The sequence below is a fragment of the Micromonospora sp. WMMD729 genome, from assembly GCF_049315225.1.
Classification (GTDB): domain Bacteria; phylum Actinomycetota; class Actinomycetes; order Mycobacteriales; family Micromonosporaceae; genus Micromonospora.
Window position 1 is genome coordinate 1,325,331 of sequence record NZ_CP186059.1, and the last position, 12,128, is coordinate 1,337,458.

The 12,128-nt window shown below is 71.4% G+C and carries 9 protein-coding genes; 8 read left to right on the forward strand and 1 reads right to left on the reverse strand.

Annotated elements, in window-relative coordinates:
• Positions 1 to 163: 163 nt before the first annotated feature.
• The 4 genes from rpsO to dapB all read left to right on the forward strand — a co-directional run bounded on the left by rpsO (position 164) and on the right by dapB (position 5,295).
• Positions 164 to 433: a 30S ribosomal protein S15 gene (gene rpsO, locus ACN263_RS06135; RefSeq protein WP_007456699.1), complete on the forward strand. Its 270-nt coding sequence runs from the start codon at positions 164 to 166 to the stop codon at positions 431 to 433.
• Between the two features lie 228 nt (positions 434 to 661).
• Positions 662 to 3,049 carry a polyribonucleotide nucleotidyltransferase gene (locus ACN263_RS06140; protein ID WP_422738849.1) on the forward strand — a complete coding sequence of 796 codons (2,388 nt, stop codon included), beginning with the start codon at positions 662 to 664 and terminating at the stop codon, positions 3,047 to 3,049.
• Positions 3,050 to 3,096: 47 nt separating this feature from the next.
• Positions 3,097 to 4,494, forward strand: a complete 1,398-nt coding sequence (locus tag ACN263_RS06145) for a M16 family metallopeptidase (protein WP_422738850.1) — start codon at positions 3,097 to 3,099, stop codon at positions 4,492 to 4,494.
• A 48-nt stretch (positions 4,495 to 4,542) separates the two neighbouring features.
• Complete coding sequence (dapB, locus tag ACN263_RS06150; RefSeq protein WP_422738851.1) at positions 4,543 to 5,295, forward strand: 4-hydroxy-tetrahydrodipicolinate reductase; 753 nt, start codon at positions 4,543 to 4,545, stop codon at positions 5,293 to 5,295.
• A gap of 167 nt (positions 5,296 to 5,462) precedes the next feature.
• Here the strand turns inward: dapB and ACN263_RS06155 are convergent, their stop codons facing one another.
• Positions 5,463 to 7,625: a glycogen debranching N-terminal domain-containing protein gene (locus tag ACN263_RS06155; RefSeq protein WP_422738852.1), complete on the reverse strand. Its 2,163-nt coding sequence runs from the start codon at positions 7,623 to 7,625 to the stop codon at positions 5,463 to 5,465.
• 145 nt (positions 7,626 to 7,770) lie between these two features.
• Here ACN263_RS06155 and ACN263_RS06160 point away from each other — a divergent pair, with 145 nt between their 5' ends.
• The 4 genes from ACN263_RS06160 (at position 7,771) to ACN263_RS06175 (ending at position 12,100) form a co-directional block, all read left to right on the forward strand.
• Positions 7,771 to 8,757: a LacI family DNA-binding transcriptional regulator gene (locus ACN263_RS06160; RefSeq protein WP_422738853.1), complete on the forward strand. Its 987-nt coding sequence runs from the start codon at positions 7,771 to 7,773 to the stop codon at positions 8,755 to 8,757.
• A gap of 23 nt (positions 8,758 to 8,780) precedes the next feature.
• Positions 8,781 to 10,028: a sugar ABC transporter substrate-binding protein gene (locus ACN263_RS06165; RefSeq protein WP_422738854.1), complete on the forward strand. Its 1,248-nt coding sequence runs from the start codon at positions 8,781 to 8,783 to the stop codon at positions 10,026 to 10,028.
• A 70-nt stretch (positions 10,029 to 10,098) separates the two neighbouring features.
• Positions 10,099 to 11,214, forward strand: coding sequence for a carbohydrate ABC transporter permease (locus ACN263_RS06170; protein WP_422738855.1), 1,116 nt, complete (start codon positions 10,099 to 10,101; stop codon positions 11,212 to 11,214).
• Position 11,215: 1 nt separating this feature from the next.
• Positions 11,216 to 12,100, forward strand: coding sequence for a carbohydrate ABC transporter permease (locus ACN263_RS06175; protein WP_422738856.1), 885 nt, complete (start codon positions 11,216 to 11,218; stop codon positions 12,098 to 12,100).
• Positions 12,101 to 12,128: the final 28 nt, after the last annotated feature.

Genomic DNA, 12,128 nt, shown 5'->3' on the forward strand with positions numbered 1-12,128 from the left:
CCGGGTGTTACCGGTGGGTGCTGGTAGTCTTGCGGGAACGTCGGGTGACCGGCGTGGGGCCTCGCGTGCCTGCTCGACGCCGCGGGTGCGAGGAACCGGTCCGTTCCGGTCCCGATCGGGACGACGGACACCCACTTGATCAACCCACTGAAACAGGGAGAACATGGCGCTCGACCAGGAAGCCAAGGCCAGCATCCGCGCGGAGTACGCGACCGCCGAGGGCGACACCGGTTCGCCGGAGGTGCAGGTCGCGGTCCTCACCAAGCGGATCGCCGAGCTGACCGAGCACCTGAAGGTGCACAAGCACGACCACCACAGCCGCCGTGGGCTGCTGCTGCTGGTCGGCCGTCGCCGTCGGCTGCTCAACTACGTCCAGAAGAAGGACATTGCCCGCTACCGGACGCTCATCGAGCGGCTCGGTCTGCGCCGGTGACGTGACGGGGGAGTGGCCGTTCGGTCGCTCCCCCGTACCGCGTCCCACCTGGAAGAAACACGGGCCGCGCGACCAACCCGAGAGGGAGCCGGTCAGCGTACCGGTCTCCGGTAGTGGCCCCCGGGAACCCGGCAGCACGCCGGCCACCCGGGCGCTTCGATCGAAGACCGGCCGGCTGAGCAGCTCCCCGACGTCGCGGGCCCACGACGCGAAGGAGCACGACAGCACATGACCGAGACCAAACTCGGCACCGAATCCCGCACCGCTGTGATCGACAACGGGTCCTTCGGCACCCGCGAGATCACTTTCTCCACCGGCCGGTTGGCCCGCCAGGCCGCCGGTTCCGTCATCGCCCAGCTGGGCGAGACGGTCGTCCTCTCCGCCACCACCGCCGGCAAGCAGCCGAAGGAGCAGTTCGACTTCTTCCCGCTGACCGTCGACGTCGAGGAGCGGATGTACGCCGCGGGCCGCATCCCCGGCTCGTTCTTCCGCCGTGAGGGCCGGCCCAGCGAGGACGCCATCCTCACCTGCCGCCTGATCGACCGGCCGCTGCGCCCGTCGTTCGTCAAGGGCCTGCGCAACGAGGTCCAGGTCGTCGAGACCGTCCTCGCGCTCGACCCGGCGCACCCGTACGACGTCGTGGCGATCAACGCCGCCTCGATGTCGACCAAGCTCTCCGGCCTGCCGTTCTCCGGCCCGATCGGCGCGACCCGCGTCGCGCACATCGACGGCCAGTGGGTCGCCTTCCCGACCCTGGAGGAGCTGGCCCGGGCCACCTTCGACATGGTCGTGGCCGGCCGTACCCTCGCCGACGGCGAGGTCGCGATCATGATGGTCGAGGCCGAGGCCACCCCGAACGCCGTGACCCTGATCGCGGGCGGCGCCGTCGCGCCGACCGAGGAGGTCGTGGCGAGCGGCCTGGAGGCCGCCAAGCCGGCCATCCGCGAGCTGTGCCGGGCGCAGGCCGAGCTGGCCGAGGTCGCCGCCAAGCCGGTCGCCGAGTTCCCGGTCTTCCTGGACTACCAGGACGACGTGTTCGACGCCGTGTCCGACCTGGCCCGTGGCGAGGTCGCCGAGGCGCTCACCATCGCCGGCAAGGCCGACCGCGAGGAGGCCCTGGACCGGGTCAAGGCCCGGGTCGCCGAGGAGCTGGGCGCCCGCTTCGAGGGCCGCGAGAAGGAGCTGTCCGCCGCCTTCCGGTCGCTCACCAAGTCCGAGGTGCGCAGCCGCGTGCTGCGTGAGCAGGTCCGCATCGACGGCCGTGGCCCGCGCGACATCCGGCCGCTGACCGCCGAGGTCGGCGTTCTGCCCCGGGTGCACGGTTCGGCGCTGTTCGAGCGCGGTGAGACCCAGATCCTGGGCGTCACCACGCTGAACATGCTCCGCATGGAGCAGATGGTGGACACGCTCTCCCCGGAGAACCGCAAGCGCTACATGCACAACTACAACTTCCCGCCGTACTCGACCGGTGAGACCGGCCGGGTCGGTTCGCCGAAGCGGCGCGAGATCGGGCACGGCGCGCTCGCCGAGCGGGCGCTGATCCCGGTGCTGCCGTCGCGCGAGGAGTTCCCGTACGCCATCCGGCAGGTCTCCGAGGCGCTCGGCTCCAACGGCTCCACCTCGATGGGTTCGGTCTGCGCCTCGACGCTGGGCCTGCTCTCGGCCGGTGTGCCGCTGAAGGCGCCGGTCGCCGGCATCGCCATGGGCCTCATCTCCGACGAGGTCGACGGCAAGACCGAGTACGTGACGCTGACCGACATCCTCGGTGCCGAGGACGCGTTCGGCGACATGGACTTCAAGGTCGCCGGCACGCCGGAGTTCGTGACCGCGCTCCAGCTCGACACCAAGCTCAACGGCATCCCGTCGGACGTGCTGGCCGCCGCGTTGCAGCAGGCCAACGAGGCCCGACAGGTCATCCTCGGCGTGATGAAGGCGGCCATCGAGTCGCCGGCCGAGATGTCCGACTACGCGCCGCGGGTCACCACCGTCAAGATCCCGGTGGACAAGATCGGCATGGTGATCGGCCCGAAGGGTCAGACCATCAACGCGATCCAGGACGAGACCGGCGCCGAGATCTCCATCGAGGACGACGGCACGATCTACGTCGGCGCGACCAACGGGCCGGCGGCCCAGGCGGCCGTTGACCGGATCAACGGGATCGCCAACCCGACGCTGCCGAAGCAGGGCGAGCGGTTCCTCGGCACGGTGGTCAAGACCGCCGCGTTCGGCGCGTTCATCTCGCTGCTGCCGGGTCGCGACGGCCTGCTGCACATCTCCAAGGTGGGCGACGGCAAGCGCGTCGAGCGTGTCGAGGACTTCCTCAACGTCGGCGACCGGGTCGAGGTCGAGATCGCGGACATCGACGCCCGCGGCAAGATCTACCTGGACAAGGTCCGTCCGGAGGGCGCCGAGGCGCCGGCCGCCGGTGAGGCCGCCGGTGGCGACCGTCCGTCCGGCCGGGACCGGGGCGACCGGGGTCCGCGGGACCGGGGTGACCGCGAGCGTGGCGGTGACCGTGGCGGGCGTGGCCCGGAGCGCGGTGACCGTGGCGAGGGCGGCGGCGAGGGTGGTGGCGAGGGCGGCGAGCGTCCGCGTCGCCGTACCCGGCACAGCTGACCAGCAGCACCTGCAACACCCACCCCTCGTCGAACCGGGAGCAACACGTGAGTCGGGCCTTCAGTGTGCCGTTTCCACCGGATCGACGGGGGGTGGCACCGTCTCGGGACACCGCGGCGGGCCGCTCCGGCGGCACCGCCCGGGCGGTCACCCGGACGCTCAGCGACGACCCGCTGGGCGGCACGATACGACGTACCGTGCTGCCCAGCGGCCTGCGCGTGCTGACCGAGGCGATCCCGACGATGCGCAGCGTCTCCTTCGGCATCTGGGTGGCGGTGGGCTCGCGGGACGAGACCCGTCCGCAGGCCGGTGCCGCGCACTTCCTGGAGCACCTGCTCTTCAAGGGCACCCACAAGCGGACCGCGCTGGAGATCTCCTCGCAGATCGAGGCGGTCGGTGGTGAGACGAACGCCTTCACCACGAAGGAATACACCTGTTACTACGCCCGCGTGCTGGACGAGGACCTGCCGCTGGCGATCGACGTGATGTGCGACCTCGTCGCCGACTCCCTGATCGAGCCGGCCGACGTGGAGACCGAGCGGGGCGTGATCCTGGAGGAGATCGCCATGCACGACGACGAGCCCGGTGACGAGGTGCACGACCTCTTCGCCCGGGCCGTCTACGGCGACCACCCGCTGGGTCGGCTGATCTCCGGTACCGAGGAGACCGTCACGCCGATGACCCGCCGGCAGATCCAGAGTTTCTACCGGAACCGCTACACCGCCCCGCAGATCGTCATCGCCGCCGCCGGCAACCTCGATCACGCCGCCGTGGTCAAGCTGGTCCGCCAGGCCGTGCGCGGCACGCCGCTGGACAGCGACCCGGCCGCGCCGGCCACGCACCGCGCGGCCACCCCGGCGGTACGCACCAAGCCGGCCGCCACCCTGGTCGAGCCGAAGGAGACCGAGCAGGCGCACGTCATCCTCGGCTGCCCCGGCATCGACCGCACCGACGACCGGCGCTTCGCCCTCGGGGTGCTCAACAATGTGCTCGGCGGCGGCATGTCCAGCCGGCTCTTCCAGGAGATCCGGGAGCAGCGCGGCCTCGCGTACTCGGTCTACTCCTACGCCAGCCAGTACGCCGACAGCGGCCTGTTCGCCGTCTACGCCGGCTGCGCGCCGGGCAAGGTGGACGAGGTGCTGGCGTTGACCCGCGCCGAGCTGGCCCGGGTGGCCGCCGACGGGTTGACCGAGGCCGAGGTGGCCCGGGGCAAGGGCATGAGCAAGGGTTCGTTCGTGCTGGGCCTCGAGGACACCGGCTCGCGGATGAGTCGACTGGCCAAGGGGGAGCTGCTCTACGGCGACCTGATGCCGGTGGACGAGCTGCTCCGCCGGGTCGACGGGGTCACCGTCGAGGACGTCAACGTCCTCGCCGCGGAGCTGCTGAGCCGCCCGATGTCGCTGGCCGTCGTCGGCCCGTTCGGCGAGGGCGACTTCTCCGGCTGACCGCCTCCGCCTGACCCGCCGCGTCCCGATTGGGATAGGTTGTGCCCCGTGACTGACGAGCAGGGGAAGACCCGGGTCGGCGTGTTCGGTGCCCGTGGTCGGATGGGCGTCGAGGTCTGCAAGGCCGTCGACTCCGCTGGCGATCTCGAACTGGCCGCAGCGATCGACCAGGGCGACGGCCTCGACGCCGCGTCCGCCGCCCAGGTGGTCGTCGACTTCACGACGCCGGACGTGGTCATGGACAACCTCCGGTGGGCCATCGGTCAGGGCATCCACGCGGTCGTCGGCACCACCGGCTTCACCGAGCAGCGGCTCGATCAGGTACGCGGCTGGCTGGCCGACCGGCCCGAGGTGGGCGTCGTCATCGCCCCGAACTTCGGCATCGGCGCGGTGCTGATGATGCAGTTCGCCGCGCGGGCCGCCCGGCACTTCGAGTCGGTCGAGATCATCGAGCAGCACCACCCGCGCAAGTTGGACGCCCCGAGTGGCACCGCCACCCACACCGCCCGGCAGATCGCCCGGGCCCGCGCCGAGGCGGGCCTCGGCCCGGTTCCGGACGCGACGAAAGACGAGGTGCCGGGCGCGCGCGGCGCCGACATCGACGGGGTACGGGTGCACGCCGTACGCGCCACCGGGCTGGTCGCCCACCAGGAGGTGCTGTTCGGCGGCACCGGCGAGACGTTGACGATCCGGCACGACTCGTACGACCGGGTGTCGTTCATGCCCGGCGTACTGCTGGCCGTAAGAGCGGTACGAACCCGCCCCGGCCTCACCATCGGCCTAGACCCCCTCCTCGACTGACCCCGCCCGCCCCCCCGCCCCGCCCCGCCGCCCTCGCGATCTTGCAGTTTCTGTCGCGACAAAGACGGCAATCCCGCCCATCTCGGCAACACAAACTGCAAGATCGCGGGGACTGCGCGGACCTCGCGTTTCCGCAGAAGGGGCAGGTATGGAGCTTTCGCCCACCACTACTCCATGATCGACGGGCCGGGGGCGGGGCGGGGTGGGGTGGGCGGGGTCAGTGGGAGGGGGGGTGGGGTTGGGGTTTTTGGGGTGCGTTGGGTGGGGATCGTGGGGGTCAGCGGGGTGGGCAGGCCGATCACCTCGGTTTTTCCGGTGTGGTCGACCGTGACGCTCACCGGTTCGCCGGCTACCCGGAGGTTGGTGGCGCTCACCGCGCCGAGTTCGGGGCCGGCCAGCGGGGTCAGTCGGACCGTGCCACCGGGCACGTCCGGGTAGAGGCCCGTCGCGGCCTGGAGCAGCAGGACCGCTCCCGCCGCGGACCACGCCTGGGGACGGCAGGCCGCCGGGTACGGCACCGGGCGGGCCAGCAGCGCCCGGTCGTCGCCGCCGTACAGCTCGGGCATCCGGTAGTCGAACGCCTCGGCCGCCGAGAGCAGGCCCTCGGCCAGACCGAGGGCCGCCGTCCGGTGCCCGGCGCGGGCCAGCCCGGCGAGCACGATTGCGGTGTCGTGGGTCCAGACCGAACCGCAGTGGTACGACAGCGGGCTGAAGCCGGCGTCGTCGGTGGACATCGTCCGTAGCCCGAAGCCACCGGCCATGGCGTCCGTGGTGAGCAGGCGGGCGACCTGCGCCTCCTCGTCGGCGTCGAGCAGGCCGGTGCCCAGCAGGTGACCGATGTTGCTGGTCAGCGAGTCGACGGGCCGCTTGGCGCGGTCGAGGGCCAGGGCGGGCTGCGGACCGTACCGGCCGTCGACCCAGAAGCTCTCCCGGAACCGGCGGGCCAGGGCGGCGGCGTGTTCGCGCCACCGGTCCGCGCCCGGGCGGCCGAAGGCGTCCAACAGGGCGGCGCCGTTCACCGCCGCCTCGTGCGCGTACGCCTGCACCTCGGCCAGCACGATCGGCGCGGTGGCCAGGGTGCCGTCGTGGAAGCGTACGGCGTCCCCGGAGTCCTTCCAGCCCTGGTTGGACAGGCCGTGGCCGGTGGTGTCGACGTACTCGACGAGGCCGTCACCGTCCGGGTCGGCGTGCTCGCCGAGCCAGCGCAGCGCGGCCTCCAGGTGCGGCAGCAACGGCTCGACCTGCTCGGCGTCGAGGCCCCAGCGCCACGCGTCGTACAGCAGGTTGACCCAGAGCATGGTGGCGTCGACGGTGCCGTAGTAGGCCGGCGGGAGGTGCAGGCCGTTGCCGGGCACCGCGAACTCGTGCCGGCGCAGCTCATGCAGGATCTTGCCGGGGTCCTCGCCGGTGGCCGGGTCGTGCCGGAGGCCCTGGCGGCGGGCCAGGACGCGCAGGGTGCCGGCGGCCAGGTCGGTGCCGAGGGGCAGCATCATCCGGGCGGCCCAGAGGCTGTCCCGACCGAACAGGGTGAGGAACCAGGGGACGCCGGCGCCCAGGAAGACGTCCCCGGGAGCACCGGTCTCGGCCAGGCGGAGCCCGCGCAGGTCGTCCAGGCTGCGGTCGAGGAGCCGGACCAGCCGCCGGTCGTCGGCGGTCACCGCCGGCCGGGCCCACTCCGGCTCGCCGATCGGGCCGACCACCACGGCGCGGGGGTCCGTGACGGCCAACTGCCAGCGCAGCACCGTCTCGCCCCCCGGAGGCAGGTCGATCGGCCAGGTCAGCCGGGGCACGGTGGCTCGTTCGTCGGTGGCGAGCACGTCCGCGTCCGGGGCGGTGACGGTGACGGTGATTCCGTCGGCGGCCCAGGTGAGCTCGCCCGGCTGGCCGGTCTTGGCCTCCAGCGCGTCGGCAGCGCCACCGGACTTGACGGTTTCGATGGGTGCCAGATCGCAGGCGAGGTCGACGGTGACCGTGGCCCGTACGCCGACCGTGGCGGTGGAGACGACCCGCAGCTCCTCGGTGAGGCCGTTGCGGGTGGCCCGGCGGGAACGCTCGACGCGGACGGTGGGGTCGGGGGTGGGGTCGCCGAGCCAGCGGGCCAGCCCCACGAACCGGGCGCCGTGCGGGCCGTCCTGGCCGTGGGTCAGCCCTTCCAACTCCCGGTCGTCCACCCGTAGCTCGGCCCGGGAGAGCACCCGGGCGTCGGCGTGGAAGACCCCCTGGACGCCGGTCGGGCGGATCTGCCCGGTCGCGTCCCCCAGCGCGCTGGTCGGGGCGAGCACCACCCCCACCAACTCGTGCAGAAGGGGTTGCAGCTGGCGTTCGGTCACGGTGCGGCTCCAGATCATCGGGGTGCGGGGCGGATGTCTTGACAACGCGCCCCGGGCGGTGCAAAGTGCGAAACATTCCAGAAACTTGAACGTTCTAATCCTGCACTATCCGAATTGGATCGTTCAAGACGGCGAGAGGGATTAAGTGCCCGAAAAGGTAACCATCGCAACGGTGGCCCGGCACGCCCGCGTGAGCCGCCAGACGGTCTCCAACGTGCTCAACGCCCCGCACATCGTGCGGCAGGAGACCCGCCAGCGGGTCGAGGACGCGATCAACACGCTCGGCTACCGGGCCAACCAGGCCGCCCGGCAGATGCGCACCGGCCGGTCCCGACTCATCGCCGCCCGGATCGAACCCACCCGCGACGGCATCAACGGCTCGGTGCTCGACCGCTTCCTGCACGGGCTCACCGAGACCGCCGACGCCGCCGGCTACCGGGTGCTGCTCTACACCGCCACCGACGACGAGCGGGAGATCGCCACCTACGACGACCTGCTCGGCACGTACGAGCTGGACGCGTTCGTGCTGGTCGGCACCAAGTACGGCGACCCGCGTACCGCCTGGCTCGCCGAGCGGGAGGTGCCCTTCGTGACGTTCGGCCGGCCGTGGGACGCGCTCGACGCGCACCCGTGGGTCGACGTGGACGGCGCGGCCGGCACCGCCGCCGCCACCCGGCACCTGCTCGACGCCGGGCACCGACGGATCGCCTTCATCGGCTGGCCGGCCGGCTCCGGCGTCGGCGACGACCGACGTGCCGGCTGGCACGACACCCTGCGCGCGGCCGGTGTCGACCCGGCGGGACTGCACCGGGAGACCGAGGACGGCGTCGCCGAGGGCGAACGCCTCATGCGCGACCTGCTCGCCGCCGAGCCGCCGACCGCAGTGGTCTGCGCCAGCGACTCGCTCGCGCTCGGCGCGCTCCAGGCCGTCCGCGACCTCGACCCACCGGTGTCGGTGCTCGGCTTCGACGACACGCCCGTGGCCGCCGCCATCGGCCTGTCCAGCGTCAGCCAACCCCTCGCCGAGGCCGCCGCCCGCTGCGTGGACCTGCTCACCGGCGTCCTCGACGGCAACCAGACACCCATCCCCGTGCTGCTCGCGCCCTCGCTGGCCCTGCGGCACACCGCGTAACCCACCCCCCACCAGGAGAAACCATGGCACCCAGAACCCTCACCCGGGCAGCGGTCGCCGGCCTCACCGCCGTCGCGCTGTTCGGATCCGCGGCCTGCGGCAGCGGCTTCGACGACTCCGGCGACGCCACCCAGTCCAGCGGCCCGGCCAGCCTGCAGATCCTCATCGGCTCCTCCGGCGAGGCCGAGACCAAGGCCGTCCAGGACGCCGCCGCCAAGTGGGCCAGCAGTTCCGGCAACACCGCGACGGTCACCCCCGCGCAGGACCTCACCCAGCAGCTCGGCCAGGCCCTCGCCGGTGGCACCCCGCCGGACGTCTTCTACGTCGACGCGGCCCGCTTCGCCGACTACGCGAGCGTCGGCGCGCTGGAGCCGTACGGCGACAAGCTCTCGGACAAGGACGACTTCTACGAGAGCCTGCGCACCACGTTCACGTACGACGGCAAGCTCTACTGCGCGCCCAAGGACTTCTCCACCCTGGCCCTGCAGATCAACACCGACCTGTGGGCCAAGGCCGGGCTGACCGACGCCGACGTGCCGACCACCTGGGACCAGCTCACCGCGACCGCCCAGAAGATCAAGGCGAAGGGGCAGGTCGCGCTGGCGCTCGGCGACACCCGGGACCGGATCGGCGCCTTCCTGGTGCAGAACGGTGGCTGGCTGCTGAGCAAGGACGGCAAGCAGCCCACCGCCGACACCCCGGAGAACCTGTCGGCCCTTCAGTACGTCAATACCCTGCTCACCTCCGGCCTGGCCAAGTACCCGAAGCAGCTCGACTCGGGCTGGTCCGGCGAGGCGTTCGGCAAGGGCAAGGCCGTGATGACGATCGAGGGCAACTGGATCAAGGGCGCCATGCAGAACGACTTCCCGAACGTGAAGTACAAGGTGGTGGCGCTGCCGGCCGGCCCGAAGGGTCAGGGCACGCTCTCCTTCACGCAGTGCTGGGGCATCGCGGCGAAGAGCAGGTACAAGGACCAGGCGATCAAGTTCGTCGAGGCGATGACCAGCGGTGAGCAGCAGTTGACGTTCGCCAAGGCGGTCGGTGTCATGCCGTCCCGGCAGTCGGTGCGCGACCAGTACACGGCCGCCTCCCCGGGCGACAAGGTCTTCATCGACGGTGCCGCGTACGCCCAGGGCCCGGTGAACGCGCCGAAGATGGACAGCGTCCTCAAGGACCTCGACACCGGTCTGCAGGGCCTGGCCAACGGCGACCCGAAGACGATCCTGCAGAACTTCGACAAGAACGCCAAGGCGGCGCTCGGCGGCAGCTGACGGCTCGGCGGGGGCCCGCGGACCAGCGGGCCCCCGCCGCACGTCGGTTCGAGAGAGGAAGGGAGGGGAGATGGCAACCGAGACACTGACCGCCCGGGCAACCGCGTCCGGGGGAAGACCCCGCCGAGGTGGCGTCCGCGGCAACGAGAACCTCGCCGGCTGGCTGTTCGTCGCGCCGGTGATCGTCATCCTGGGACTGTTCCTGCTGCTGCCGATCCTGATGGCGCTCTGGGTCAGCCTGACCGACTGGAACGGCCAGGGCAGCCCGTTCACCGGCGACGTCCCGTTCGTCGGCGCGCACAACTACACCCAGCTGTTCACCGAGGACGGCCTGGCCCGGCGCGACTTCATGACCAGCATCCGCAACAACATCTACTACGTGGCCATCGTGGTGCCGACGCAGACCGTGCTCGCGCTGGGACTGGCCCTGGTCGTCAACAACCGGATGCTCAAGGGCAAGAGCTTCTTCCGCAGCGCCTTCTACTTCCCCTCGGTCACCAGCTCGGTCGCGATCAGCGTGGTGTTCCTCTTCCTGTTCGCCAACTCCGGTGCGGTGAACGCGCTGCTCGGCTTCCTCGGCATCGACGGACCGGAGTGGTTCGCCGACTCCCGGGGCGTCCTGCACCTGCTCCTCGGCGCGGTCGGCGTCGACACGCCCCCGGCGGCGCTGACCGACGGCGGCCCGTTCGGGCTGACCTGGTGGGACTGGCTGGCCGGCCCGAGCGTCGCGATGATCTCGATCATCACGCTGGTCGTCTGGACGACCTCCGGCACCTTCATGCTGATGTTCCTGGCGGGGCTCCAGAACGTCCCGGTGACCCTCGACGAGGCGAGCACCCTGGACGGCGCGTCCCGCTGGCAGCGCTTCCGGTACGTCACGCTGCCGATGATCAGGCCGACCACCTTCCTGGTGCTCACCCTCGGCCTGATCGGCTCCTGGCAGGTCTTCGACCAGGTGTACGTGATGAGCCAGGGCGACCCGGCCAAGACCACCCTCACCCCGGCGTACCTGTCGTACCGGACCGCCTTCCGGGACTTCGACTACGGCTCCGGCGCGGCGATCTCGTTCGTGTTGTTCCTGATCATCATCGTGCTCACGCTGATCCAGCGCCGCGCGCTGGCCGAGCGGGACACCGACCGGCCGCGCCGCGGCTGGCGGCGTCGGCGCGTACCGGAGAGGTCCTGAGATGGCCGTGCTCACCGACCGCCCGGCCGGGCCCGCGCGCGGCGACCAGCGCGGGGCCCGCACCCTGGCCACCCGCTTCCTGGGGTACGCGACGCTGGTCTTCTTCGGGTTGGTGTTCCTGTACCCGTTCGTCATCCAGATCGGCAACTCGCTCAAGACCGAGCCGGACGCGGCGGCCAACCCGCTCTCACCGATCCCGGACCCGCTCACCCTGGCCGGCTTCGAGCGGATCTTCGCGGGCACCAACTTCCCGCTCTGGCTGGGCAACTCGTTGCTGGTGACCGTGCTGGTCACCCTCGGGCGGGTGTTCTTCGACTCGCTCGCCGGGTACGCCCTGGCCCGGCTGCGGTTCGCCGGGCGCGGCGGGCTGTTTGCCGCCGTCATCGCGGTGATGGCGGTCCCCGGGGTGGTCCTGTTGATCCCGAAGTTCCTGGTGCTCAACCAGCTCGGCATCTACAACAGCTACGCCGGGCTCGTGGTGCCGTTGCTGGCCGACGCGGCCGGCGTGTTCATCATGAAGCAGTTCTTCGAGTCGATCCCGGTGAGTGTCGAGGAGGCCGCCCGCATCGACGGGGCGAGCATCTTCCGCACCTTCTGGTCGGTGGTGCTGCCGATGGCGAAGCCGGCCCTGATCACCCTGACCATCCTGTCGTTCCAGGGCTCCTGGAACGAGTTCCCGCACAGCCTCGTGTCGGTGCAGGACCCGGACCTGTTCACCCTGCCGCGTGGCCTCGCCGACCTGGTCAGCGGCTCACTGGGCAGCGGCACCCAGTACCCGCTGAAACTGGGCGCGGCACTGCTCGCCACCATCCCGGTGGCGATCATCTTCGTGGTGTTCCAGCGCTACTTCGTCCGCGACGCCAACGACGGTTCGGACAAGGGCTGACCGTGCCGGTGCGGCGGCCCCGAGCCGC

What these genes read in the sequence shown, in the direction of transcription:
- rpsO (WP_007456699.1), top strand. Translation starts at nt 164, where the DNA reads ATGGCGCTCGACCAGGAAGCCAAGGCCAGCATCCGCGCGGAGTACGCG.
- ACN263_RS06140 (WP_422738849.1), top strand. Translation starts at nt 662, where the DNA reads ATGACCGAGACCAAACTCGGCACCGAATCCCGCACCGCTGTGATCGAC.
- ACN263_RS06165 (WP_422738854.1), top strand. Translation starts at nt 8,781, where the DNA reads ATGGCACCCAGAACCCTCACCCGGGCAGCGGTCGCCGGCCTCACCGCC.
- ACN263_RS06170 (WP_422738855.1), top strand. Translation starts at nt 10,099, where the DNA reads ATGGCAACCGAGACACTGACCGCCCGGGCAACCGCGTCCGGGGGAAGA.
- ACN263_RS06175 (WP_422738856.1), top strand. Translation starts at nt 11,216, where the DNA reads ATGGCCGTGCTCACCGACCGCCCGGCCGGGCCCGCGCGCGGCGACCAG.